The 26,626-nt window shown below is 47.6% G+C and carries 22 protein-coding genes and 3 pseudogenes; 5 read left to right on the forward strand and 20 right to left on the reverse strand.

Annotated features, from left to right (window positions below):
• Positions 1 to 51: 51 nt before the first annotated feature.
• Positions 52 to 2,505: a LamG domain-containing protein gene (locus VN24_RS22630; protein WP_045672268.1), complete on the forward strand. Its 2,454-nt coding sequence runs from the start codon at positions 52 to 54 to the stop codon at positions 2,503 to 2,505.
• 688 nt (positions 2,506 to 3,193) lie between these two features.
• Positions 3,194 to 3,622, forward strand: coding sequence for a DUF1259 domain-containing protein (locus tag VN24_RS27145; RefSeq protein ID WP_082084036.1), 429 nt, complete (start codon positions 3,194 to 3,196; stop codon positions 3,620 to 3,622).
• Positions 3,623 to 3,878: 256 nt separating this feature from the next.
• Here VN24_RS27145 and VN24_RS22640 read toward each other — a convergent pair whose 3' ends face one another.
• The 3 genes from VN24_RS22640 to VN24_RS22650 form a co-directional block, all read right to left on the reverse strand.
• On the reverse strand, positions 3,879 to 4,991 hold the full coding sequence (locus VN24_RS22640; protein ID WP_045672270.1) for an NADH:flavin oxidoreductase: 1,113 nt from the start codon (positions 4,989 to 4,991) through the stop codon (positions 3,879 to 3,881).
• 107 nt (positions 4,992 to 5,098) lie between these two features.
• Positions 5,099 to 5,431, reverse strand: coding sequence for an ArsR/SmtB family transcription factor (locus VN24_RS22645; protein WP_045672271.1), 333 nt, complete (start codon positions 5,429 to 5,431; stop codon positions 5,099 to 5,101).
• A gap of 150 nt (positions 5,432 to 5,581) precedes the next feature.
• A complete protein-coding gene (locus tag VN24_RS22650; RefSeq protein WP_045672272.1) occupies positions 5,582 to 6,508 on the reverse strand; it encodes a DMT family transporter in 927 nt (308 codons plus the stop codon).
• 168 nt (positions 6,509 to 6,676) lie between these two features.
• Here VN24_RS22650 and VN24_RS22655 point away from each other — a divergent pair, with 168 nt between their 5' ends.
• On the forward strand, positions 6,677 to 7,576 hold the full coding sequence (locus tag VN24_RS22655; RefSeq protein ID WP_045672273.1) for a LysR family transcriptional regulator: 900 nt from the start codon (positions 6,677 to 6,679) through the stop codon (positions 7,574 to 7,576).
• Positions 7,577 to 8,048: 472 nt separating this feature from the next.
• On the opposite strand, the gene VN24_RS22660 is transcribed toward VN24_RS22655, so the two are convergent.
• The 10 genes and pseudogenes from VN24_RS22660 to VN24_RS22705 form a co-directional block, all read right to left on the reverse strand.
• Positions 8,049 to 10,304 carry an ATP-binding cassette domain-containing protein gene (locus tag VN24_RS22660; RefSeq protein WP_045672274.1) on the reverse strand — a complete coding sequence of 752 codons (2,256 nt, stop codon included), beginning with the start codon at positions 10,302 to 10,304 and terminating at the stop codon, positions 8,049 to 8,051.
• A 241-nt stretch (positions 10,305 to 10,545) separates the two neighbouring features.
• A pseudogene (locus VN24_RS22665) lies at positions 10,546 to 10,944 on the reverse strand (SRPBCC family protein).
• On the reverse strand, positions 10,941 to 11,270 hold the full coding sequence (locus tag VN24_RS22670; RefSeq protein ID WP_045672275.1) for an ArsR/SmtB family transcription factor: 330 nt from the start codon (positions 11,268 to 11,270) through the stop codon (positions 10,941 to 10,943). The pseudogene VN24_RS22665 and the gene VN24_RS22670 overlap by 4 nt, the downstream one beginning before the upstream one ends.
• A 192-nt stretch (positions 11,271 to 11,462) precedes the next feature.
• Positions 11,463 to 12,476 (reverse strand): zinc-dependent alcohol dehydrogenase family protein, encoded by a 1,014-nt coding sequence (locus tag VN24_RS22675; RefSeq protein WP_045672276.1) that lies wholly within the window; start codon positions 12,474 to 12,476, stop codon positions 11,463 to 11,465.
• A 35-nt stretch (positions 12,477 to 12,511) separates the two neighbouring features.
• A pseudogene (locus VN24_RS22680) lies at positions 12,512 to 12,649 on the reverse strand (alpha-amylase family glycosyl hydrolase); the annotation flags it as partial.
• Between the two features lie 230 nt (positions 12,650 to 12,879).
• Positions 12,880 to 13,881: a LacI family DNA-binding transcriptional regulator gene (locus tag VN24_RS22685; RefSeq protein WP_082084042.1), complete on the reverse strand. Its 1,002-nt coding sequence runs from the start codon at positions 13,879 to 13,881 to the stop codon at positions 12,880 to 12,882.
• Positions 13,882 to 14,247: 366 nt separating this feature from the next.
• The gene (locus VN24_RS22690; protein ID WP_045672278.1) at positions 14,248 to 15,750 is read right to left on the reverse strand and encodes a malate:quinone oxidoreductase; all 1,503 of its coding nucleotides are present in this window, start codon (positions 15,748 to 15,750) and stop codon (positions 14,248 to 14,250) included.
• Positions 15,751 to 15,988: 238 nt separating this feature from the next.
• Positions 15,989 to 16,426 carry a hypothetical protein gene (locus tag VN24_RS22695; protein WP_045672279.1) on the reverse strand — a complete coding sequence of 146 codons (438 nt, stop codon included), beginning with the start codon at positions 16,424 to 16,426 and terminating at the stop codon, positions 15,989 to 15,991.
• Between the two features lie 362 nt (positions 16,427 to 16,788).
• The gene (locus tag VN24_RS22700; RefSeq protein ID WP_045672280.1) at positions 16,789 to 17,232 is read right to left on the reverse strand and encodes a DUF6376 family protein; all 444 of its coding nucleotides are present in this window, start codon (positions 17,230 to 17,232) and stop codon (positions 16,789 to 16,791) included.
• 768 nt (positions 17,233 to 18,000) lie between these two features.
• Complete coding sequence (locus VN24_RS22705) at positions 18,001 to 18,213, reverse strand: helix-turn-helix domain-containing protein (RefSeq protein WP_045672281.1); 213 nt, start codon at positions 18,211 to 18,213, stop codon at positions 18,001 to 18,003.
• Positions 18,214 to 18,417: 204 nt separating this feature from the next.
• Here VN24_RS22705 and VN24_RS22710 point away from each other — a divergent pair, with 204 nt between their 5' ends.
• A complete protein-coding gene (locus VN24_RS22710) occupies positions 18,418 to 19,209 on the forward strand; it encodes a DUF817 domain-containing protein (protein WP_082084047.1) in 792 nt (263 codons plus the stop codon).
• Between the two features lie 235 nt (positions 19,210 to 19,444).
• Here VN24_RS22710 and VN24_RS22715 read toward each other — a convergent pair whose 3' ends face one another.
• Entirely contained in the window at positions 19,445 to 20,464 is a 1,020-nt protein-coding gene (locus VN24_RS22715; RefSeq protein WP_045672282.1) for an aldo/keto reductase, read from the reverse strand.
• 214 nt (positions 20,465 to 20,678) lie between these two features.
• On the opposite strand from VN24_RS22715, the gene VN24_RS22720 reads away from it, so the two are divergent.
• Positions 20,679 to 21,533: a helix-turn-helix domain-containing protein gene (locus VN24_RS22720; protein ID WP_052703097.1), complete on the forward strand. Its 855-nt coding sequence runs from the start codon at positions 20,679 to 20,681 to the stop codon at positions 21,531 to 21,533.
• Positions 21,534 to 21,584: 51 nt separating this feature from the next.
• On the opposite strand, the gene VN24_RS22725 is transcribed toward VN24_RS22720, so the two are convergent.
• The 6 genes and pseudogenes from VN24_RS22725 to VN24_RS22750 form a co-directional block, all read right to left on the reverse strand.
• Positions 21,585 to 21,944, reverse strand: coding sequence for a glyoxalase superfamily protein (locus VN24_RS22725; RefSeq protein WP_045672283.1), 360 nt, complete (start codon positions 21,942 to 21,944; stop codon positions 21,585 to 21,587).
• 172 nt (positions 21,945 to 22,116) lie between these two features.
• On the reverse strand, positions 22,117 to 23,379 hold the full coding sequence (locus tag VN24_RS22730; RefSeq protein WP_045672284.1) for an acyltransferase: 1,263 nt from the start codon (positions 23,377 to 23,379) through the stop codon (positions 22,117 to 22,119).
• Positions 23,380 to 23,589: 210 nt separating this feature from the next.
• Positions 23,590 to 24,582 carry a helveticin J family class III bacteriocin gene (locus VN24_RS22735; RefSeq protein ID WP_045672285.1) on the reverse strand — a complete coding sequence of 331 codons (993 nt, stop codon included), beginning with the start codon at positions 24,580 to 24,582 and terminating at the stop codon, positions 23,590 to 23,592.
• A gap of 216 nt (positions 24,583 to 24,798) precedes the next feature.
• Positions 24,799 to 25,059, reverse strand: a pseudogene (locus VN24_RS22740) (aldo/keto reductase); the annotation flags it as partial.
• Positions 25,060 to 25,101: 42 nt separating this feature from the next.
• Positions 25,102 to 25,497 carry a (R)-mandelonitrile lyase gene (locus VN24_RS22745; RefSeq protein WP_045672287.1) on the reverse strand — a complete coding sequence of 132 codons (396 nt, stop codon included), beginning with the start codon at positions 25,495 to 25,497 and terminating at the stop codon, positions 25,102 to 25,104.
• A 128-nt stretch (positions 25,498 to 25,625) separates the two neighbouring features.
• On the reverse strand, positions 25,626 to 26,444 hold the full coding sequence (locus tag VN24_RS22750; RefSeq protein ID WP_045672288.1) for a hypothetical protein: 819 nt from the start codon (positions 26,442 to 26,444) through the stop codon (positions 25,626 to 25,628).
• Positions 26,445 to 26,626: the final 182 nt, after the last annotated feature.

A 26,626-nucleotide genomic window follows, 5' to 3' on the forward strand; every position in this document is an offset into this window, starting at 1 on the left:
ACTACGATGGTCACGTGCTTTCCAAATAAGCGAAAGAGGTGGACAGGTACCATGTTCTTCAAGCATCGCAAGACGGACCGAATGAGGTTCGGCAAGTTGCTTCTTCTGACTTTGGCTTTGACGCTTCCTATCGCCGCAATTCTTCCGTCTCCCGCCGCCCGGGCGGCGACGGACACTTTCGAAGAACGGGCCGAGCAGTTGCTGTCAGTCTTCGCCTCCACGACGCCGACCAACATGAACAACCATTGGTTCTTCTACGCGCAGGCCCGTTTTGCCACGAACACGAACGTCAGCACCGCGCTCTCCTGGGTAGATTCGCTGAATAACGGAAGCCATCCCGGCTCCATGTTCTACTATGTGAACAATATCGAAACGTACCTGAAATTTGGGCACCTGTATTCAGGCGCCCTGAAGGCCAAAGTGAAAACCGATCTGACGACGGGCGCCAACGTGACCTATTACACATCCAATGGTTCCACCGAGAATCACAAGCTCATGTTTAAGACGGCGGGATACTTGGTGGCGCAGACATGGCCGGACTGGTCCAACGCTTCGGTCGAATTGGCCGGCAACAAGTCGGAGCTGGAAGCGATCATGGACCAATACGTGCACAAGGGGCTCGCGGAATACGACTCTCCCTCCTACAATGCCGTGACCGTCAACTGCCTGATGCTGCTGGCCGAATTCGTACAGGATCCGGCGTTTCGGATGAAAGCGAAAATGACACTGGAATGGATGCTCGCCAATATCGGCGCGGAGTGGACGAACGGCTATTACGTATCTTCGACTTTGCGCGTATATCCCGTCAGCGTGACACCCCAGGAAGGAGCAGCTTCCACGATTCAGAACTGGCTGCTTTGGGGAGGCAGAACGCCCAGCTATCCAACGTCCTTGAGCGATCATGCCACGGAAGCCCATTATGCCGTGTCGAACGCGACGAGTACGTACCGGATGCCCGCCATCCTGGAACGTATCGGCCAGGACAGAAGCGTGCCTTACGTCCAGAAGGAGAACGGAAATTGGAATACGCGCACGAGCAAATACAGCTATATCACCGACAAATTCGGCCTGGCCAGCCAAGTCGAAGTGCAGAATCTCGCATGGGCGGATCAAGCCCGGCGCTGGTTCGCCCGTTGGGATTCCGAGGAACCAGGCAGCACCTTCTTCATGACGCATCCCCGATTGGCCGGCGATTACAAAGGCGCCACCATCTATGAGCAGGTCATGCAGCATAACGGAGCGTTGATCGGCGTCTATAAGATCCCGACCAGCGGCACTATCGACGGCACGAATCCGATCCTGCAGTATATCGAAGGACCGATTTCCACGGAAGCCGCGAAGCAAATCGCGGAGCATTCCGGATGGGTATTCATCCACGGCGGCGGCACGATGCTTGCGGTCAAACCGGTCAAAGGCTATACGTGGGCCGCGGACCGCACGATCAATTCGCAGACGTTCAAGACGCTGCGCAGCGAGTACAACAAGAACGGCGTCGTTCTGGAGGTCGTCCCCGCAAGCGATTACGCTCTCGCCGGGGAGGCGTCGCTGCCGGAGGAAGATCGGCTGGCGAATGAGCTGTCCAGCTTCAAAGACGACATTCTGGCGAATACCGCGATCGACGCTTCACACTTGGACGAAACGAACCCTCGTCTGATCTACACGACGTTATCCGGCGATCAGATGGACATCACCTATCAATATACCGGAGTTTACAACAATAACCGCAAGCTGAACGGTCAGGCGGTCGCCTACGGCAGCTGGCCGCTCATGGACAGCCCCTATATGCATCAAGACTACAACGGAAACACGCTGACGTTGAACCATGGCGGAGAAAGCTACGCTTACGATTTCGGCAACTGGACCGTCACCTCCGTGAACGCTCCTCTCATCCGGTGGAAGTTCGACGAGGTTTCCGGCGTTGCTGCGAGCGATTCCAGCGGCAATGGGCTGAGCGGCTCCTTGCTGAACGGCCTGTCGTTCGGTTCGAACGCCGTGGCGGGGCCGGTCGGAGGCGGCGCGCTGCAATTTGACGGCATGGACGACGTCGTGCGAAGGGACACCGCGTCCGTATCCGGGTATCCGTTCACATTGTCCGCATGGGTGAAGACGACCTCTTCCGCCAATTCGACCATCCAGTTTCTCGGAAATGGAACAGCGTTCGACCAGTACGTCCGGATCGGCATGAACTCGGTCGGCAAGGCTTTCCTTGACCTGCGCAACGGATCGTCGACCACGATATTCTCCAGCGGACCCGTCAACAATGGCCAGTGGCATCTGATAACCGGCGTGTTCGAGAACGCAACAAGCTCGAAGCTGTATGTCGACGGCGTTCTTCAGGCTGCTCTCACGAACGCGGTCGCGCTGCCCGCTTTGAACCGAATGTCCGCGGGAGCGTTGGACCGCTCGGTGCCCTCCGACCGTTTCGCCGGCGCGATCGACGACGTAAAACTCTACACTTCGGCGCTTAACGCTTCTCAAATCATGGCCTTGTATAACGGCAATTAAATAAATAAGCCCTCAAGCAGCGATCGCTTGAGGGCTTACGGAATGCCCGTCATTTCAGGAACGGCCGTGTGAACGACGATCGGTAGATTTTGTGCAGCAGATGCATTTTCAATCGCCTTTAGGCTCTTCGCGACGTGCTGAATCATCATCGGTGTTTCAAAGAGCGTGTTGTCCGTAACTACATGAACCCGTTTCGACCTTTCTTCCGGACTCAAGCTCAAAAGCATCTGCGAAACGCAAGTAACAATCCAGTAATCTAATTTTGTTTGTTTCAATAATAGGATCTTGACTTTACTATGGCCGGAATTAAATTCACCATTATTATTAATTTGAATTTATTTGAAATGAATTTCATCCCCCACTATTAAACCCAGAAATTAATCAACTTTAACCTAACCGCCATAATAGTCCGCGTGACATATCGTCGGGCGTTTACCCAATATATGAGGCATACATCGTCTTGGTTTGGATATTTGCCCAACAAAATCGATTCGGACTTCGGCTGGGTTTCTTAAAGCGAGTCAGCGCCGGTGATCAAGGTGAAAGGGCAGTATTTCCGTAGTCTAAGTATTGCCCTTTCTATAATTGGATTTGGCTTTGTTCTTTGCGTAATTGGACTCATGTCGGTTTCGCAACCAGCACCTGTAGCGTAACCTATTTCGACTACAAGTGATAGAGGGATACGCTCATGGCAATAAGCCCGCTTTGCCGACAATTTGCTTCCATTCTAAGAGCACAGCCTATGATAATTAACGGGGTTTGTACAGCTTCTACAGTGAGGAACAACATTCGGCCACGAATTCTGGGCAAAAGATCAAGATCTTTTCTGACCATTCCGCAAGCATTTTCTTTCGAAAGTATCGGTCGTGATGGGAGAGCGCTCTGTTTAGGAGAAACCGTTATTTTAACAGCGGAAATCAATCCTTTTATTTCACGGCTGCGCAGCCATGGCATTAAAGTGACAGCCTTGCATAATCACTGGTTATTTACAAATCCAAATCTTTGGTACATTCATTTTGAAAAAAACGCCCGTCCATTGGAATTTGCACGTGATGTTCGGGATGCCTTGAATGTACTGACAACAAGGATCGTAAAGCCTGTCAGTGGCAAAAAGTAGCGTTAATGCATGCTTAGCATAATAAACCGTATATTGACCTGTCGGTCAATATACGGTTTAAGTCAGACGCCTTTTCCTTTAGTGGAAGATTTCGAGTACGGTTATGGATACATACCGAAATGATTTCCCTGAATGAATGTTAATTGTTTCTTGGTATATAGTCGGATGTAATTCCCAACAAATTAAATCCTATTCCTTAACTTCGATGGCTTATTTGGAGTTGAGCCGGCTGCTGCAGCACGGCACTCAGCGAGAATCAGCTCAGAGTGGCAAGAGCCTCCCTCGTGAATGGCTGCAGTTCTTCAGTGCGGTCGTCGCGGATCTTGGCCGCCCATGCCGGGTCGGTCAGCAGTGCGCGACCGACGGCGACAAGGTCGAACTCCCCACGCTCCAGACGCTCGATCAGGTTGTCGATTCCGGCAGTCTGCCCGCCTTTGCCCTCCTCGAACAGGCTGGTGAAGTCGGAGTCCAGACCGACGGAGCCGACGGTAATTGCCGACTTGCCGGTCAGCTTGCGCGTCCAGCCCGCCACATTGAGGTCTGAACCCTCGAACTCCGGCTCCCAGAAGCGGCGCGTGGAAGCATGGAATACATCGACGCCTGCCGCAGAGAGCGGTGCGAGGAAGCGCTCCAGCTCCTCTGGATTTGCTGCCAGCTTTGCGCTGTAATTAACCGGCTTCCATTGGGAGAAGCGGAATATAATCGGGAAGTCGGGGCCGACCGCGGCTCGCACCGCCTCAATAACTTCCACTGCGAATCGGGTGCGGCCAACCAGGTCGCCGCCATACTCATCCGTGCGCTTGTTGGTGACGTCCCAGAAGAATTGGTCAATAAGGTAGCCGTGCGCGCCGTGGATCTCCACCGCGTCAAAGCCGATGCTCTTCGCGTCGGCAGCGGCCTGGGCATAAGCCTGAACGAGACTGCCAATCTCCTCGAGCGTCAGCGGCTCGGATACCGGCTCGCCGGTCAAGCTAAGGCCCGATGGTCCAATCGGGTCGACATTCGAATCCGGGAATTTCTCCCTCTCGCGGGCCGTGCCGGTGTGCCAGATCTGCGGAGCGATTTTTCCGCCGGCTTTATGCACTTCGCGGACGACGGCCGCCCATCCTTCCAGAGCTTTCTCCCCGTAAAAATGCGGAACGCCGTGGTCAGCAGCCGCAGCCGGATGGTTAATGACTGTTCCTTCGGTGATGATGAGTCCGACACCGTTTTCCGCCCTTCGGCGGTAATATCCGGCTACGTTGGGACCTGGAACGCCTGTCGGCGAAAAGGCGCGGGTCATCGGGGCCATGACAATACGATTTTCAAGCTTCAGTCGTCCGCCTTCAAAAGGGTTGAACAGAGCCGCTGCTGTTTTGGATAAGGTCATCTTATTCTCTCCTCCTAATAATGAAAAAGTTTTTATTTTAATCTATATATTCAAATATATAGATGAACAGATGAAAATTCAAGCCCTTCGGAGAAAACTTTTGGGGGCTACTTCTTCTTCGCCTGCAGCCCGTTCGCAAAGTCCTCCAAAAAAGCGGCGATCGCCTCTTCATTGCGCCTGTAATAGGTCCATTGGCCATACCGGCGGGACTCCAGCAATCCGGTCTTCTGCATAGAGGATAGGTACGAAGAGATGACCGACTGCGTCAGACCGGATTTTTCCTGAATGCTTCCCACGCAGACACCGCCCGGGAACTCTTCTTTAATGACGTTCGGCAAATTCTCATTCATCTTTTCCGGCTCCCGCAGCCAGCAAAGGATGTTAAGACGGGTCTCATTTGACAGAGCCTTCAGCACCGCAAGCATATCTTCATTTTTCATTACTCGACACCCATTCCTGGTTGGTTTGTTCCCAGTATACCAAAAGTTCCGCTCATGAGAAAAATGATAATCAAATTTGTATTTGTTCAGTATATTTGGATAAAAAAAAGCCGTAAATAAGCGGCGTTCACTTGCCCACCCAAAAATACCTTAAGCCACGTCAGTATGCCGTTTGGTTATCGGTTTGGCTTTGTCTCTTCCCGCCCGGGCCATCAGGTTAGCCGACAGCAGCATGCCCGCAATGACGATAACGCCGCCAACGATCTGGGAGACCAGCAATTCCTGACCTATCATCACAGACAGGATAGCGGTGAAAATCGGCATCAAATTCATCGTTATGCTGGCTTTGCCCGGTCCAAGTTCCTTGACGCCCTGGTTCCAGAACAGGAATGACCCGATGGAAGGAAACAAACCCAAATAGATGATACCTGTAATGCTGAAAGCAGTGATGTGCTCTGTATGCACCGGCTGAATAAACAGCAGCGGAACCATGCAAACGACGCCAATAAAAGCTGTAAATGCAACGAACGTAATCGGAGGAAGATGCTGCGCTCTTTTGCCGATAATCGAATAGATGGCCCACAAAAAAACCGCCAACAGCATAATGCCGTCTCCTTGGTTATAATGCGTGCTAAATACGCCAAGCAGATGTCCTTTAGTCAATACCGTCAGTACACCCAGGAAAGATAATACCACTCCCGCTCCCTGCCACACGGTAATTTTGTCTTTCAGGAAAAGCAGGGACAACACAATCATGACCGCCGGAGTCAAGCTGTTAATCAGACTGCCGTTTGTAGATGAGGTGTGCTGGAGTGCCGTGTAAGTGAGAAGCGTGTAGAACACGACACCCACCAGCGACAAGAATAGAAAAATTCCCCAGTTGTTTTTCCATACCTTCAGCCAGTTCGGTTTCTCCACCAGTTGCGCCATCGGAATCAACACCACGGCTGCAATCGTCCACCGCAAGAAGGAGGCCCAGATCGGCGGGAAATCGGACGTAACCGATTTGCCGAAAATCAGGTTCCCCGCCCAAAACAAATTCGCCAATACTAGAAAAAGCCATGCTTTCGCTTTCATAATCATACTCCTCTCCCCACTGTATTCCAGGTCCCAGGTCACTACAACGCCTCGTTTAAGGCCTGGTTAAGTTCTCTACTGTTCTTTTTCTTGTTCTATAAACATGTTACAATAAACTTGGTCATAAATAAAATGAATATATGTCATGAAGGAGATATCAAATCTGGTATGAATAAGTCTCTTCTGCAGTTGATCGTCGCTATTTCGGAGACCCGAAGCTTTACGACTGCCGGGGAAAAAATGAATATGACGCAGCCGGCTGTCAGCCGTGCAGTCACTTCCCTGGAACGCGAGCTTGGGGTAACGCTGCTTATTAGAGACCGTCGTCACGGCGTTGCCCTCACACCAGTCGGAGAGCGAATCGTTCGGATCTTCCGGGAGATTCTTCAAGGGTATGATAAAATTGACCAGGAAATCGCCAGCGAAAATGGAATGGAAACCGGCTGCGTACGCATCGGCGCTTTCCCGGTCGCTGCGTCTTATTTTGTTCCGAAACTGATCAGCCATATCAAACAACACTATCCAAAGCTGGAATTTAGCATCGTGGAAGGTACCATTGCAGATGTACAGGAATGGCTGGATAACCGGCAAATCGATGTTGGCCTGCTCATCCCCTCGGATAAAACCACCCATTCTTCCCCTCTTTACCGGGAAGGCATATATGCGGTCATGAGAGACGATCACCCGCTAAATGAGAAGAGCGATATTAGCCCCAAAGATTTGCGTGAGGAACCCATGCTGATTTGCAAAGCTGGTTACGAACCTCCTGTCCTGAAGTGGTTTGAAAGTGCCGGGGAGGCGCCAAAGGTAGAGTACATTCTCTACAACTACAGAACCGCGCTCCAAATGGTTCTTGAAGGCGAAGGTTTGGCTGTAATGTCCGAGCTATCCCTTTTGGACCTTCCTCAAGGCATCGCGCTGAAGCGTCTGTCTCCTGAGGCCTACCGGGATATTCACATCGCCTCCGGTCCCGTGGAGGACTGTACCATTGCGGTAAAAACATTTATCGAGACGGCTCAGAAATTGTTCCCATTTCAAGCTAAACATGAGCCCTTGATTGAAATTTAAGCTTTTTCCTTCCCCTAAGTGCGGCTCTACTAGAGTAAAGGGCAGAAAATTCTGCCCCTCCTCATCAAACCGTACGTGAGGCAAGTGATCCATATTGAGAAGATCTCTCAATCACTGAAAACGACATATGTTCTTGTCCCAAATCGGCAAACGATATATGTTCTTGTCATTGACTCTTGACAAGAACATATATCGTTAAAACAAAAAAAGCCGCAGTTATGCTACTGTTAAGCGTATATGCTCTTGTCCTCGACATATATGTACCTCGGCGGTCGGTTCGAACCCGTAGCCACTCACATACCCTTCGTCTCGGGAGAAGTCGCTTTTTGGAAGTGCGAAACAAAAAATGAGATTTATTTCGAAGATCCATTGCATCACATTTACGCCATCTTGAAGCAGGGCTAACCCTACAACTAATAAAACCCTGTTTAATCAAACCCCTCAACGTACTTCACTAAAGTGGATTTGTTGATTACATCAAGTATCTTCCCGTGATCGACTGCTCCGCATGGATGATCTGCGGAGGTGTGCCCTCGAACACCACCTGGCCGCCCTTGCTGCCTCCGTCCGGTCCCATATCGATGATCCAATCCGCTTGGCTGATCACATCGAGGTTGTGCTCGATGACGATCACCGTATTGCCGGCATCGACGAGGCGGTTCATGATTCCCAAAAGTTGACCGATATCCGACATATGCAGGCCGGTCGTCGGCTCGTCCATCACGTAGATGCTGCCCTTTTTATGTAGCTCGCTTGCCAGCTTGATGCGCTGGCATTCCCCTCCCGAGAGCGTGCTGAGCGGCTGGCCAAGCGTAATATAGTTCAGTCCCACATCACACATCGCCTGGAGCTTGCGCACAACCTCTTTTAGCTGAAAAAAATCCAGTGCCTGCTCCACCGTCATCTCCAGCACCTCTGCAATTGACTTGCCGTTCAGCTTGTAATCAAGCACCTCTTCCTTGAACCGTCTACCTCCGCATACATCGCATGGCAGCTTCACGCTGTCGAGGAATGCAAGGTCTGTATACACAACACCCAGCCCTTGGCAGTTCTCGCAAGCCCCCTTGGAGTTGAAGCTGAACAAACCTTGGTTCACCTTATTCGCGGAAGCAAACGCCTTGCGCACATCATCCATAATGCCCGTATAGGTCGCGGGATTCGAGCGTGTTGACACGCCTATCGCCGATTGGTCGATGACGATCGCATCCGGATGCTGGCTAAGGAATACTTCGTTAATCAGCGTACTCTTGCCCGAGCCGGCGACACCTGTAACGACTGTCAGCACTCCGGTTGGAATATCTACACTCACGTTCCGCAGGTTGTGCAGTTTGGCTTCCTTGATGGACAGCTTGCCGGATGGCTGCCTGCATTCGTGCTTCAGCTGGAGCGGCCTCTTCATATGGGTGCCCGTCAGCGTGTCTGCCTCCAGCAGTCCTTGGAAGCTGCCTTCATAGACGATGGTACCGCCGCGGCTGCCGGCATGAGGTCCGACGTCGACGATATGATCCGCCACTTTGATCACATCGGGATCATGTTCGACGACAATCACGGTATTGCCCTTGTCGCGCAGCTTCTGAAGCAATTCATTCAACCGGTGCACATCACGGGGGTGCAGGCCAACGCTGGGCTCATCGAAAATGTAAGTAACATCCACCAGACTGCCGCTCAGATGCTTCACCATCTTGACGCGCTGCGACTCGCCGCCGGACAAAGTATCCGTCTCGCGGTCCAGCGTCAAGTAGTCAAGTCCGATGTCCACCAGGTGCTGCAGCCGGTCCGTCAGCGACTTAACGACCGGCGTGGCGATCGCGTCGTCAATCTCCCGAACGACGCGAATGAGCTGACCGACCTCCATGGAGGACATCTCTGCAATGTTAAGTCCATTGATTCTGCAGCTGAGCGCTGCCTGACTGAGTCTCGCGCCGCGGCAGCTGGAGCATGAACCTTCGGTGATGAAGGGTGCAACCGCTTTTTGCGTGCGCTCGGACTTTGTCTTCACATCCTGCTTGATGTATTTGTTGGTGAATTTCTCTATGACGCCTTCCACTGTAATATTTGTTGCCTTGCCGGCAAAATCCATCTGGACTTTCCTTGCTTTGGCGTACAGTAGTTGTTCCAGTTCTTCATCGGAATAATCGTTCAGCTTCTTGTCGAGATCGAAGTCCCCCGACTGCACGATCATGTTCCATTCCCAGCCGCTCACCGAATAGTCCGGCAGCATAATGGCCCCTTCATTCAACGACTTCGACATGTCCAGTGCCTTGCTCATGTCGACGCCCAGCCTGCGACCGATCCCATTGCACTCGGGACACATGCCTTGCGGATCGTTAAAAGAGAACATATGCGCTTGTCCAACATAGGGCTGGCCCACTCGGGAGAAGAGAAGACGGAGAATAGGAGAAATATCGGTAATCGTGCCCATCGTGGAATGGGAACCGCCGCCAAGCCGCTTCTGATCGACAATAACAGCCATGCTCAGGTTCTCGATCGCGTCCGTATCCGGCTGAGGAACGCGGGGCAGGAAATTGCGCACGAACATGCTGAAGTTCTCATTCAGCAATCGCGTGGATTCTGCGGCGATCGTATCGAAGACGATCGATGACTTGCCGGATCCGGATACCCCGGTGAAAATCGTAATCTTCCGCTTGGGAATGCGCAAGGATACGTTTTTGAGATTGTTTTCCCGCGCACCCGAGATTACGATATACTCCTGATTAGATTCGCTCATGCTTAACATCCTTCCTATAATTTTCTCGAATATTCAGGGTGTGTCCGTAAATAGCTTTATCCATACGCACTTAGTTCGAACTTGACCCGAAACGACTAGAACTTGTCAGATAGTCCGAATTAACATAAACCGACTGCATGTAGTTTGCAGCCGGTTTATATTAATTCGGGTCAAGCAGGGCTAAACTATAGTACCCACTAAATTAGCATTGGGGAAGGAGATGTTTTAGTACCGTATGCGGTTATTGTTCCAACACCTTTTCAAACTCGCCGAACCAATTACCCCAGCCATACCTAGCGCCTTCGAGTCCTTGAGCATTTGAGAATCCGGTTTGTTCGAGATGAAGGTTAACCTTTCCGTCCCCTAAATCCTGCAGCGTTCAGGTGACCGTGTGCTTCTCCCCTCCGCTGGCCCAAGTATAGGACAACCGGTTTGGTGCGTCCACGATAAGCACTTCGCCGTCAATAATTCCATCCCACCATTCGGACGGCTGAGTGCGAAACTGAAAACGGTGTCCTACGACGGGCTTAAAATCATTTTCCATGATCCACCTGGCAAGCTTGCTTGAATCGGTTAAGGCGGACCAAGCCTTCTCGATTGATGTCGTGTATTGAAAATCCAGGGATAATGTTAAACTCATTCTTCTTTCTCCTCTAATAGTTGATTCAAGCGCAACATATTCGTGCTCCAGAACTTGCTATAGAAAGACAACCAATCTTGAATTTCTCTCAGTGGAGAGGCGTTTAGCCTAAATCGCGTTTCTCTGCCGACTTTTCGATCAAGTACCAGTCCGGCCTCTTTAAGGATTGTCAAGTGCTTGGATACCGCTGTACGGCCCATTTGAAACTGTGTCGTTAACTCATGAAGCGGTATCTCCTCTGCCTCTGCTAACAGACGAATCAGTCGGCGCCTAGTTGGATCTGCAATCGCGTGAAACGCATCCCGCAACTGGTTGTTCTCGCTCACAACACCCTCTCCTAGATATTTTGTAGATTTCCTAATTGGACACCATTTGGTGACGATTTAATTATAGGACACCATTTGGTGTCGTGTCAATAACATGCCCACCTGAGCGTTGGTATGACTGAAAAATGAAACAGCGGCGGACTAGGACTTGAAAATAAAGTCTTAGTCTGCCGCTGCTTTTGGAATCGCAGATTATGGAGAATGAGTGACTACACCTTTCGTTACATTCATTTGCGGATATTTCCCCATCACTTCCGGAATATCATCTAGTGTGAAATAATGGCTGATTAATGGCTCAATCCGTACTATGTTTTGCCGAATGAAAGAAATTGCTTCCTCATGAGTGTAAGGATTAATAAAGGTTCCCTTTATGCTTAGTTCTTTTGAAAAAATGGTAAACGGCGAAACATGAATCAGAATGTCTGGCGAGGATACGCCGAACAAAAGGATTTGACCTCCTTTTCGAGCTGCTTGGATTGCAAGCTCCATCGATTCTTTGCGTCCCACACATTCGATTACGACATCTGCAATATTCATCAGATGTCGAACCGTTTCTGGATTCATTGGTTGCACCACCTCGTGCGCACCCAATTCAAGAAGTCGTCTTTGCTTCTCTATCGCCGGTTCGCTGACGATGATTTTCGCAGCCGCTTGTTTATTTACAAGCTGTAGGAACAATTGACCGATGAATCCGCCACCGAGAATGAGTACCGTATGAACGGGTCGTATATCAATCTTTTTTAAACCGTGCAAGACGCATCCAAGCGGTTCGACCATCGCTCCTTCTAAAAAGCTCATCTCGTCTGGAATAAGGTAAGCGTTTACCGCAGGAACAATACAATATTCCGCCATGCCTCCGTCCCGCGTTACACCAACCGCTTGAAGATTTTCGCATAAGTGGGGTCGTCCGTTCCGACAAAAATCGCATCCTCCGCAATAAATATTCGGATCAATGGATACTCTGTCTCCTCGCTTCAAGTTCGTAACCCTAGAACCCAATTCAATCACTTCGCCAGCAAGCTCATGGCCGAGCACGATCGGCGGGTTTACCAACGCAGAACCGGGGTGACCATGATAAATATGCTGATCCGTACCACAAATGCCGCAACTTTTGACCCGAATCCGCACCTCGTGAGGTTCGAGATCTTTCGTTTTCCAACTTAACACTTCCATTTGATGCTTTGCTTTGAATACCGCTGCCCGCATACTTACCCACTCCCAGTTATTAAACTGATTTTCCCCAGCTTCATCCCGCGGTAGTGCATACCTTGCAGCAGCTCTTCCCAATCGGTCGTCGTGCCGAACTCGTACATGATGTCCCGATAATTGCTGATATCGTAACCGTTATCGTCATTCGGAAATTTATATACCGGGCCGACCAAGGAAAACGTTGTCACGATTTTCGAAAATAATACTTAAAATTCCGAAATACAACCGCTTTCAAAGCAAATAAAAGCTGTTGAATTCAATTTTCCATCGATTTATGGGGAAAACGTTGTCCTAAAACGATATTACTCGTGGAGCATCGATCTGTCAATCAAAATAAAACCACCCCTAGAACGGGATGGCTAAATGACAAATGTATACTTTGAAAGAACAACGGTATTTTTCATGTTAAGGATCGCACACTTTCTCTTTCCTTGAAGTGATGCGGAATTTCCGTATGTCCTTTGACTTTCTCCCCTTTGATGAGTCTAATCAATTGCCGTGCGGCTGTCATACCCATTTCGCTCGCGGAGTATCCGATTGTAGATAATTTAGGACGGGTTACCGAGCACATATCAATATCGTCAAAACCTACGATCGAAATATCTCCAGGCACTTCGTACCCGATATCCTGTAAGTAATTCATTGCGCCGATCGCCATTCTATCGGTTGCGCAAAAAATCGCCGTCGGGTTTTCTCCGGTATCGATGATTTTTTTAACAGCATCCATCCCGTCCCGCACCGACAATCCTGAAGGAATTACCCAGTCGTGGCGTATAGTCAAGCCAGCGTCGTTCAAAGCTTTCTGATAACCCTGAAACCTCTTTACTCCAGTCTCGGTTTCTTGCGGTAGCCCTCGAATCATCCCAATCTTGCGGTGGCCTTTTTGAATTAAATAAGAAACCGCTTCATAGGATGCGGTAAAGTTATCTACATGCACAGAAGGAATTGATTCGGAAACTAATTCTTGTCCGATAAGAACGCAAGGGATGCCGCAGTCCTCAATCATATCGAGATGCGCAGGGTTGTAAAGGAATCCGATGATAATTCCATCCGCTTGCTTCTCTTTAAATATATTCATGAAATTAAAATCATCATCTTCATTTATTTCCGTGATCCTGAGCATGATTTCATACCCATACATTTTAGCGATGGTATAAACCCCATCGATCATTTCATCAAAAACCGTGTTTCGAATTTGGGACAGAATAATGCACAACGTATTGGATTTATTTTTGACAAGCCCCCTTGCAAACGCATTGGGACGAAAATTCGTTTGCTCAATGACGTCAAGAACGCGTTTTCGCAATTCTTCATTGACGGGTTTGCTGTTATTTATCACTCTGGATACCGTTGAAAAGGATACTCCGGCCAACTTAGCAATATCTTTGATCGTAGTGCCCACCGTTTACCCCCCCTGCTTTATCGTCCGTACTTGCATGAAATCGAGTCTAGAGCAACAATACAAAGATTATAACATGAAGTACCAAATAACGTCCCGCAAGCAAAATACCTCTTCTGCCCTTAATTAATTTTTTCATGACACAAGTTCCCCAACAAATAAAAAAAAGCCTTGTTTTTTAAGGCTTTCTCTAGTTAACAATGTGGGGACATTTTTGTACTTAGACACATCCTCGAGCAAATGCTCCCGTTTTCGAAACCGTTTTGGGAAACGACAGCTATGCCGCGAAGCAAACTCCCCACCAATCGATTCGGGAGCAGCTACAGCGGCTAACTGCTCTATTTAATTACACCTAGCTAATAAAGAAAACTAAACAGAAAACAGCTCATAGTTTTCGCTTAGACCAAGCGTCCGCGCTGTCGAAGTTTGAATTTCGTGGATAAGCTCTGGGTTTTTCAATAGTGACACGCCATAAGAAGGAATCATTTCTTTTATTTTCGGTTCCCACTCTTTCATATGTTGCGGGAAGCATTTTTTAATGACCTCAAGCATAACGTGAACAGCAGTAGAAGCACCTGGAGAAGCACCTAGTAATGCTGCAATCGAGCCATCAGCGGCACTAATAACTTCCGTACCAAATTGAAGTGTACCTTTGCCGCCAGCTTCAGTATCTTTAATAATTTGCACCCGTTGGCCCGCTACAACTAAATCCCAATCCTCGCTTTTGGCGTTCGGGATAAATTCTCGTAACTCTTCCATGCGCTTTTCTTTCGATAACATAACTTGCTCGATCAGGTATTTTGTCAATGACATGTTTTTAGCACCTGCCGATAACAACGTTACGAGATTATTCGGTTTTACGGAAGTTACCAGATCAAACTTTGAACCGGTTTTTAAAAACTTTGAAGAGAAGCCGGCAAACGGTCCAAATAGCAACGATTTTTTATTGTCGATAAATCTTGTGTCAAGATGTGGAACGGACATTGGAGGAGCTCCAACCTTAGCTTTGCCGTATACTTTTGCATGATGCTGCGCTATAACATCCGGATTATTACACACCATAAATATTCCGCTTACCGGGAATCCTCCAATATGTTTTCCTTCAGGAATACCGGATTTTTGCAGTAAATGAAGGCTTCCTCCCCCGCCTCCGATAAAGACAAATTTTGTGGTATGGCGTTCGACGTTACCGCTATCGTTTCGTACTTTCAATTCCCACGAGCCATCACTAGTACGTTTCATATTATCAACGCTATGTTTGTATTTGATATCGACATTTTTGCTCTTTAAATGGTCAAATAAAATGCGCGTTAAAGCACCAAAGTTGACATCAGTTCCCGAGTCGATTTTTGTTGCCGCTATAGGTTCATTACAAGGACGATCTTGAATAATAAGCGGTATCCATTCCATCAGTTTTCCAGGGTCATCAGAAAATTCCATCCCTTGAAACAGAGGATTATTGGACAATGCTTCAAAACGTTTCTTTAAAAACGTTACATTCTGTTCGCCTTGTACCATACTCAAATGAGGCAATGGCATGATAAAGTCCTGCGGATTACGGATCAGCTTTCTGTTTACAAGATAAGACCAAAACTGCATTGAAAGCTGAAACTGTTCATTAATTTTGATAGCTTTACTAATATCTATAGATCCGTCTGAATTTTCGACAGTGTAGTTAAGCTCGCATAGTGCCGCATGCCCTGTTCCTGCATTATTCCATTCGTTAGAACTTTCCTCTCCTGCCTTTTCAAGCTTCTCAAATACTGTAATTTCCCATTCCGGTACTAATTCTTTCAAAAGTGTCCCTAGAGTCGCACTCATGATTCCGGCACCAATTAAGATGACATCTGTTTTAGTTTTTCTGTCGCTCATTTTTACCATCCTTAAACCCTAAAGTTTGCAGAAAGGATGTAGATGCGCTTGCTTAGGCGATATAGCAAGCTAGGACGAGACCTAGTCACACATCTTTTCTGGGTCAATTATAATCTTATATTTATTTACTATAATATGATAGTTATAAGTTATACGACAAGAAGCGCGGCAAAGAACATAATCCACCATTGCCAATTTCCAGTCAAGAACTCTTCTCATGGGAAATCATACCATACTTCTAAACTTCTAAATAGCTCTCATACGACGAAGTTGGTTCAGGGTGAAATTCGCTGTATTCATTTTGCAAGGCGAACCATAGTCTAGTCCCGTCACGTAGTTCCACTAATTCCACGTCTTTGTCAATATATTTGAGATCCAGATTAACTCCAGCCCAAGTAATATCCTTTTCGGTAGATGGGTACGGCGCGGTACCACCGCCGAAGCCCCATTTAAATCCATCGTTATTCTTATATACAATTCCAGCATCTATCCCTCGGTTCGGGTTTTCATAAAAAATAATGATGCCATTCTTTACTCCATGCTGATGATGAATTTGTTTGTACTGTATCCCCGCATGTTGCATGGCTTCCTCGATTGACTTGTAACCATTATTTGCGCAGCCTGAAAGGAGAAGGAATGCACACATTAGCAACAAAAGAAACCTCACTTTTCTCATAAGTTTTCCTCCATGTAGTGAGATCTATATATTCCATAAATTAGGACGTTATAAATTCGCGAATGTTGCGCTCTCTGCCCGTTAGAGCTTAATAATTAGGTGAGGTCCTCTTCCTTAACTCCAGATGACTTGTGGGCAAGTGAACAAGGTACACAAAAAAATACTTCTCAACTGCGGAAAGCGATACATGATCTTGTCCTGAATCGTTAAAATGAAAAAAGCCGCATATGAGCGGCTTCTAGATATGTTCTTGTCACTCGAAAGAAGTTCAGCCATGCCGACTGCTGCACGTGCATGCTTGCCTCTTTCTCCAAACTCAGCCCTGCGTTAGTAAACAAGAACGTCCAGCTCAACCAGCCGATTTACCCGCCCAAATTGTTGATCTGCTCCACCAGCCGTGTAATTTCCGTCAGCGTCTGCACGATCTGGGAATCCCTAACCGCCTGTACCGCCGGGATATCGTTCAGCAATCCGTTCAGCACTTGATCGATATCTTGCTGCAACGTCGCGTTGTATTCCTGCAGCTTGGCATGGACATCCGCAGCGATAGCAGGCGCTTCCAGCGCGTTGAATTCCGCCACCCACTGCTTCATGGCTTCCAGCTCCGCAACCAGCTTTTCCTTCACCTCAGGATCGTTCGCAGCCTGCTGCGCCATGTCAGGCAGCTTCCGGGCAAACTCAGCTGCCTGAGCCACATACGTTGTAGCTTCGCTCGTATAGTTAACCGATCGGTCGATCTGCTCGACCACCGAGCACCCCGTCAGTACCGCTGCGACTACCAGAATGAGCACGAGCTTCATTTTCATGACGGCATCAACTCCCTTTCGTTTACCTTTCATACGCCTCATAACCAAATAACGTTTCACAAAACCAGAAGCCAGCCTTTATCTTCAGTATTCCATAATGAAGAGACCACTACAGCTTTCGAGCAATCGATTCGATGGTGGGATAGCACTGGCTTTGGGTGCTCATATAAGTGATAATGTCAACGAGAATCAGTTTCTCTTAATCCTCCAAGTCCATAACGGACAACAAAGAAGTGAAAGAATACAATACGCCACTGCATATTTGTCTATACCTTTCCTCATAAGCCAGCATAGAATATGTCAGTTCAAAAGAAAGGATGATGGAATTGGCAAACACTGATGTAAGGCTCCAACTTTTCTCCGGCTTAAATTTTACAAATCGGCGGATTGTTTTTAGACGTGGAGGTGTAGCAATTCGAGATTTGGGAGCATTTCGTTTTAATAACGTTCTTTCCAGTTTCCGTCTAAGAAATGTTTCAACCACAGATTCTGTAACACTGGTTTTGTTTTCACGAATTAACTTTCAGGGATCCGTTCGCATTTTTCGTGGACAACAAAACGTAGCGAATTTAGGTAATTTCAATAATCTAACTTCTTCCTTAATTTTAGTAGGACGCAACCTTACAAATTCCCAGATTCAACAAATCCAAAGTACCGGAATCCCTCCTCGTGATATTTTAGTTATCAGACAGTAACAGATAGTGAAAAAGGCACAGTCATGTGCCTTTTTTAGTTTCTATTATTTACCATATCCATCCAGATCATAAGCTAGGTGAAGGAGACGTACCGGTCTGCCGACTTGTAGCGGGGATATCCGGCTTCACCGCGGAAGAAACGTTGATAGGCGTCATCCAGCCGCTGCAGACAATCTTGCAGCACTTGCGAATGGACTTCCTTATATTCGGGGTAACCAATCGTTCGATTCATTTTTTCTTCCTGTTTGTGTGTTGGGTAAAGGCGAAACTGAAAGGTGATTTGCATAAGGCCCGCCCCCTAACAAGAACATATATTCCCATTATATCATAAGCAGATCTGTCATTCATCCCCCACTTTAAAGAAGTAGGGGACTTTTGACGGTTTATGTTAAAATAAAGTCTTAGACTAACGGATGCGTCATTAAGCTAACAGGCAGTTTTGCGTAACTCAGCTGTTCAATTGAAGCTACCCGGTGAGGAGATAACATCATTGAAACCAATAATACAACTACTGCATTTTGGCTATCATCAGGCGATGAGTTGCATATTTCCTATTGCGATCTTTGGGACTTTAGCTCTTTCTAGCGTAATAGAGGTGCCTTTTGTTTACCGTTATGATGCCATTCTTTTTATACTGCTTACCGTGCAGTACCTCATGTACCGGAGTGGATTAGAGACACGCGATGAAATTAAAGTTATCTGTATATTTCACTGTATTGGTTTATTGCTGGAAATATATAAGGTAAGGATGGGATCATGGTCATACCCTGAGCCCGGGCTTACGAAGTTACTCGGTGTACCGCTCTATAGCGGATTTATGTATGCAAGTGTCGCAAGCTTTATGTGTCAGGTATGGCGTAGACTGAAGATGGACATGACCGGCTGGCCGGGGCTTACTTCTGCGGGATTACTAGGAGGAGCCATCTATCTGAACTTTTTCACGCATCATTTCATTCCTGACTTTCGTTGGTGGCTGACGGCGCTTGTGCTCATTGTCTTTTGGAGAACATGGATCATATATCGAGTACGGACCATTACTTATCGAATGCCCTTGATACTGGCTTTTTTCATCGTCGGTTTTTTCATCTGGTTAGCCGAAAATATAGCTACATTTTTTAATGCTTGGAAATATCCTGAACAGTACCAAGCCTGGCAACTGGTTAGTTTCAGTAAGATCAGTTCATGGTTCCTTTTGGTAATCATTAGCGTCATTATTGTTGCCCAGCTTAAACATGTTAAAGCTAGCCGGAAAACGAATGATTCATGGTCCAGCAAAGATTAAGCTAAACGTAACGATAGCTCAATAAAACAGCGGCAGTCTAGGGCTTTATCTTCGCGCCCAAGCTGCCGCTGTTTCTTATTGTGGGGTCAGTCTAATTTCCAAGGCAGCCTCGTGTTGTAGTTTTTGGAGCTTGACTTTTGATTAAAGTGTCATGAGATAAAGTATTAGACTGGATATGTTGGATCCCACGCTGATTTTTGAATTACAAAACTGCCTAATGCATCTCCATTTTTGCTTATTTCAGCGCCTCCGCAATGCGGGCATCCAGTGTCATCGTTGTAAACCAGTTCGGATATAGCGGAGTCGGGCGCGTCAATTGATTCAGTGCCGCGAGCTGTTCCGTCGACAAATTAAGCTCGACGGTGCGCAAATTATCTTCTAATTGGGAGATTTTGCTCGAGCCTACCAGTACGCTGCTGACTTGAGGCTGGGCAAGCAGCCAAGCGAGCGAAATTTGCGCCGGCGTTACGTCATGCTCCCGTGCGATATCTCGAATCGAATCCAGAACTGTAAAACCCCACTCCTTGTCATGCGGGAGAAAATCGAAGCCGCTCAGCCGGTTGTTCGCATCGTTCAGATTGTCCCGGGTATATTTGCCACTTAAGAAACCGCCGGCCAAGGGGCTCCAAACCGTCAGCCCAACGCCGTTGTTTTTCATGAATGGTATCGTATCGTGCTCGATATCACGGCCGACTAAAGAATAGTACATTTGTCCGTTAATAAAAGTAGCCCACCCGCGTTCGCGCTGCATCTGAATGGCTTGAGCGGCCATCCATGCCGGCCAGTTGGAATAGCCGATATATCGAACTTTGCCCTGCCGGACCAGATCGTTAAGCGCATCAAGCGTTTCTTCAAGAGGGGTAAACGGATCGGTTTTGTGGACGATGTACAAGTCAATATAATCGGTGTTTAACCGGGCTAAGCTCGCCTCGCACGCGTCGAACAAGTGTTTGCGGGATAACCCGGTTTGCAAAAGACCGGGGCCGACACGATTGCCGGCTTTGGTGGCGATGATCGTTTCTTTCCGGCGCGTGCCGAGCAGCCTTCCCAGCATTTCTTCGCTTTGTCCGTCCGCATAAGCGTCCGCAGTGTCGAAGAAATTGATCCCGGCGGCGAGCGCCCTGTCAACCAGCTCCTGCGCCTGATCTTCCCCTACTTTATACACACTCGGAATGTTCCCCGAGCCGAATGTCATTGCCCCGAACGCCAGCTTCGATACGATAAGTCCCGAATTTCCCAATTGCACATATTTCATTTTTCTCAGCCTCCTAGACGGATTGTTAAGTTTTCTTGATCTAAGTGTATTGCATGGCAACTCCTTTTTTCTTGAATAAAGGAATCAGTATATTGGATAATATGCTCATTCGAGGACGTGCAGCATATTGCTCAACCTCTAAAAATTGGGTTACACTTATAGAAACCGCCGATGAGCGACTTGCACTTATTTGGATGAAGGGAGGTTGGGCTCCGTGCCTGATTCACCTATCGTGACCAGCGAGGGACTGGGGTGGTCCGAGTTAAAATTCTCAGGCTGGGAAGGCGTTTCGCCGCAAGAAGCATACGAACCGGCTTTGTCCGACCACCTGATTGTGATCCATACGACTCCCGAGCCGGTGCGGGTGTTCGAGCGGACGGACGGATATAGTGGAGAAGGGATCGCGATACCCGGACAAATCAATCTATTCTCTGCGGGGGATATGTCGTTCTGCAGGTGGGAAGGTTCGCTTTCCTTTCTGCGCCTGGATTTGTCGCCGGGGTTAACCGATAAAGTCGCGGCCGAGCTGGAACTCCCTCTCAGCGGCGGTAGCGCCATCGATTTCGGCAGACATATACGGCTAGACGACGACCGTGTTTGGCAGGTGGCGCAGTGGCTATCCGAAGATTTGAAGAACGGCGGTGCGGGCGGCAGACTGTATGCCGATTCGCTCATCCGGATGCTGTCTGTTCATTTGCTTCATCGTTATGGTACGGCTTCCGGACGGAAGTCCGCTTTACCGCAGCGAATGGCGCGAAAGCAGCTGGACGGCGCCTTGCAATTCATTCATGCGTTTCTCGAGCAGGATATCTCCTTGGACGATATTGCAGCTGCGGCGCATGTCAGCTCGTCTCATCTGGTTCGTCTCTTCAAAGAAGCTACAGGACTCACCCCTCACCAATATGTCATTCAACAAAAAATTCGCAAAGCGCAGAAGCTGCTGGGCGAAGGGCTGCCCGTGATTGAAGTTGCGGCCGTGCTCGGTTTCAGCGATCAGAGCCATTTGCACCGCCATTTCAAGCGCTTTGTTGGCGTAACCCCGCGCGAATTTGTACAAAGCATTCGATAATCGCGGTGTTTTATTGATTTTCTACAAAAGGCGGTTATTTTATCAACCAGCTTATTTTAAACGAGTACATATGCGCAATTGATTACCATCAGGATCTACGACAGTCATCATGCGAAGCCCTTCAAGGTCCTCATTTGGAGGCTCAATAATTTGTACATCTTTTTTGCTCTTTAATTCGTCATACCAATTGTCAACATCTGGTACAAAAAAATGAATTAATCCACCAACTTGGCAGTCTCCAGAATGTTGAGTTAAATAAATAGTCATTTCATCCTTGGTGATCTGAACAAAAACGGGAAAATGCGGTTCAAATCGATGTTCCCAGTCGATTTGGAATCCCATTCCCCCCACGTAGAACGCCTTACTCTTTGTATAGTCAGTTATCCGTAATGCAGGAATCACTTTTTGCATATTACCCCTCCTCACAATAAGTATTCCTATTAATTCCAATAGTCTAACTCTATTATTCTGCCAGTTTAAGGAGAAAGCAACGCGGCTGGGAAAATCCGTAATCATATCGAGGGAGTTGAATAGCTATTGTGTATTTAACTTCGATCGTCGTACCGGAAAGTTGAAGCGACTACTAACCCGTCTGTTCTCGGGGGGTACTTTCCGATACATTCCGGTCTGCATAAGTCGCCTTCGGCCTTCGGCGGCCCGTCGGGCCGACCAGCCATCGCCCGAACGGCAGCTTTTCCAGCAGACTGGCCAAACCGATCGCACCTCCCACAACCAAGATAAACGTAATCAACGCCGCCGGCAGATGAAACCCGCTGAGCTGCATGGGCCGCGTCACCATGCTCACCAGCATGAGCACAAGCGCGTGAGCCAGAAAACCGCCGAACGAATGCCGTCCGATAAACCGCAGGATGCGGGAAAGCGCGCCTTTCCGTCTCTGCAACATCAGTGCGAACCCGTACAGCAGAAGCAGCTCAGAGACGATGATCAAAAAAGTGGAAGGTTTCAAATAACTGGAAACCAGTAAATTCATTTGCTCCGCCGAGAAGCGCAGAACATCGTACCCAAGCCAAATATACGCCCCGATGAACACTAACATCGCCCAACCCATCGCATCAGCCGAAAACGTCCGAAACCTGGCCAGGCCGAAGGCGCATACGCTGCCTATCAGGAAGTAGAATACGTACATAACAAAATAATAAGAGCGGTACGTGATCAGTCCCTCCCAAAAACCGCCCGCGGAAGCGGCCCAGCCAGGCATTTTGTAATAGGACAGCCACAATAGCGCGCCGTACATCAGGCCGAGCGCCACGGACGCCCACGCAACCCGGTGGAATGCTCTCTCTTCAGGATGGCGGTGCAGACGCTCCCGTATCGATGCGATCGCCTTGGAAAACAGCGGGAATAACAAGTAAAACTGAAAAATCATGATGATAAACCACAGATGGTAGCCGTTGGTCGGATTTACCAGCTGCAAGAAGATGCTCGGCCAAGCCGAAGGCTGCATTAGCTTGGAGCCGATCACCCCTTCCACCGCGATCCAGTAAATAATCGTCCAGCATAGAAAAGGAACAAAAATATCACCGAACCTTTTTCGAATAAACGAACGGTAGTTCAGCTTCCCGCTGTAATTGTAAAATAGAATGAGACCGGACAGGAATACGAACGCCGGCGTGCCGAACCGGGTGAAATGAAACAGCATTACCAGCATGATCGAGTCTGCCGGCATGATGTCCGGCCGATAAATATACTCCGCTATGCAGTGCTGAAGCGTGACCGCCAAAAAAGCAAACGCGCGAAGAAGCGTCACTTCTTCGATCCGTTCTTTTTTCTGACGAACCTCCGGCTCAGACGCCTTCCCTTCGATTCTCGCTTGCAGATTTTTCATCATTCACCCTCTATTCTAAGAAGCAAAATATATTTCAGAATTATAGCGGACAAACATTAGAGGAAGATGAAATAGGGTCCTTGTCACTGGCTTTTAACAAGAACATCTATCGTTAAAATGAAAAAAGCCGCAATTGAGCGGCTTCTTAAGCATATATGTTCTAGTCATTCGACATCAATGAAGTTCGTAGTTAACTGATCCGTTTGGCAGTTATTCAAAGACGCTATCAGCAACGTAATAAACTTTCTGTGTCTCTTTTTTATTTACTGGATCTGTAACGATATTAAAATAAACGTTACCGTTTTTTGTCTGAACTCCCTCGATTTCATGGGTTCCCACATTTGTAATATTCACAAGGGTTTTGTATGCTCCTGTGTTGTCCATCATAGCAATCCGCGGAGTATCACCTTCCGCGCCGCCTGACGTATATATTTCCGTTTTATCGAGCATATCAACACCCTGGAAAGATCCGTTTGGTCTGACTATATCACTGCCCGACTGCGTAAAGCTGGTAACGCAGGTGCTTACCGCCGCCGCACTGTCCATTCGTACCTGTTCATTGCTGTCAAGAAGCTGGTTCAATGCTACCGTGTCATAGATTGACCAAGTTACAGTTCCTTCTACAGTTTGTATGCGAAAAATAGTATAGGTACTGTTGCCGCCGCCATCAACACGGTATGTCTCACCTAATCTTGAACCGGTCTTATCGGCGTAATTCATATAGGTGAACCGATGAAGATCCGTATAATCATATGTCGCGCCGGGCGAGTATTGAAGTCTTGCTACCTGGAGCGACCAGTAATACTGTGTTGAAGGATCCGCTTTTGAACTAAAATAAAAGTAATTTGTACCATTGTACGTATACATATCGAGTGTTTGGCAATGACCGGCATTGGTGACAGTCATTTCATCAACATATGTAGCGTCACTTCCGTTTATTAGCAATCTTGAAAGATAGCATGTTCCCCCGGACCGTTGAGTAACGTAAAGATACGTTGATGCGATGTAAGCTTTCTGAACAGCCACGTTGTGATTAAGTCCTTTGAGATTGTATGCGAGTGTTGCCGAAGCGTTTACAGTTTTCTCAGGAATTGCCGCAAATACGGGCACAACAGATATTCCAAACATAAGAATTGCGACAACAACAGATATGAGTATTTTTAATTGCCTTTTAATAAGGTTCAATGCTTGAACTTGAAACATACGGATACCTCCATTAAAAATGATAATATATACTAAATCTCCCCTCCACTTTCTTCATATTGATAAACAAATTATCGCATAAAGAAACAAATCAAATATACTACCGGATACAATTTATTATACAGTTGTCGTTATTTCGATAACTCATAAAACGAAAGATGGGTTAACCAACTCAATTGGTTGACCCATCTTTTATTCAGAACCAGTTTCCCGACCCATTTTCGTAACACCGATGATCGGAGATGTATTCGGCTCCTTTTGCAGCACCCAAGCAAGCGCGGTTTGGGCGCGAGGAAAGCCGCGTTGTTCCGCGATTGCCGCGACCCGATCCACGACCAATTGATCGGCTGTTTCATGTGCATCGTATTGGGATTTCTGTACTTGATCGGTTTCGGAACGATGCGTCGACTCCTCCCAATCCCGCGTCAATCTTCCTTTTGCAAGCGGACTTTACGGAATGACGCCAATCTGTTTTTCTCAGCTACATGTAACGCCTTGCGGAACTCTCTTCCTCCACAATCACGATTGGTATTGATCGTTGCTAACCTTTTCCATCCAGTCGGCAGCCTTGCCGTCGAGACGTTCCTGAATGGCGATGTGCGTCATGGCCGTAGTTGGTGTAGCGCCATGCCAATGTTTCTCACCCGGTGCAAACCAGATCACGTCACCTGGGCGAATTTCCTCGATTGGACCACCCCAGCGTTGTACCCGGCCACAGCCAGCCGTCACGATCAGGGTCTGGCCCAGCGGGTGGGTGTGCCATGCTGTCCGAGCGCCCGGCTCGAACGTAACACTGACTCCGATCACGCGTGCAGGATCGGGTGCCTCGAACAGGGGGTCAATGCGTACCGTGCCGTCAAAATACTCGAATGGTCCTTTGCCAGAAGGTTGTGAACCACTTCTTTTGATGTCCATTTTCTGAATACCTCCATATTGAATCGTTTTTGACCGCCCGGAATGATGGATGAGTTTCAAATGATAAAAATGTGATCCGCTTAAACAAAATAATTAACTCGGCTGCCTCACGTATATACGGTTTGATTTTAGAAATCGGGTATTAAGTCATCCTTTATGCTCATTAATCCATCTCCATAAATAACTTCAATGATATGCTCTTTGCCATTCGTGTCTTCTGCTACGAATGTAAAATTTTTGGTGTATCGAACCGTAACCTTACTTGTATCTAGGAAATTCTTATAATTGCTTATTGTCTCCTCAGCAACCCAAATTGGAATCTCAATATCATCGGCGTTCAAAAAGCTTGCTAGTTCGATTGCATCGCCCTCCCCAATAATGTCTAAATAAGTAAGGATCATTTTTTCCGCATAAGGAAAATACCGAACATAGGGATTATGAAAGACTTTATTGCCATCTTTTTCATATCGAATCACCAACGAATTTTCCTCATTATCGTTATTTTCATTAATGTTTTTATCCACTAAAACAAATTCATACTGCCCTCCCTCAGGATACATAGAAAGTCCATCGTAATTGATCTGAGCAGATAATGAATTCAGATCGAAATTCACTTCGAAGCATTCAATAATTTTCTTTGTTCCTTCTATATCCAGATCCGAAGTGTTAAGGAGCTGATTTAATTTAGCCGCATTTTTTTCCTTAATAACATTGATAAACTCGTGTGCATCTCTTATCGCCTTCATTTCCCCATTGCTTTTATTCTCTTTGTTCGTCTTTTCCGTAGGATCGCTATCGATGCCCTTTTCGATACTTTCGCTTCCTTCTTTTCCAACGTCTCCGTTAGTTTTAACATCATCTATTTTTCCTTCAAACGATTCAGTCGTTTTGGAGCAACCTACAAAAACGATGAGTGCAAATAATAAAATTACTACACATCGATTCATTAACTCGCCCCCCTTACCTTTAGTCATTAAGACGCTTCATTTGAAGTTTTGTTGCGATCTCATTTTGGCAGCTTTGTGGCCGATACAGCCTTTGTCGACCTTTGAGCCGGAGTTGCGGTTACGTTTTCGTAAGATGTTATCGTAGCTGCCGTCATAGGTAAATGTCAAATTGGTTACTTTTA

The sequence above is a fragment of the Paenibacillus beijingensis genome, assembly GCF_000961095.1.
Taxonomy (GTDB): Bacteria; Bacillota; Bacilli; order Paenibacillales; family Paenibacillaceae; genus Paenibacillus_O; species Paenibacillus_O beijingensis.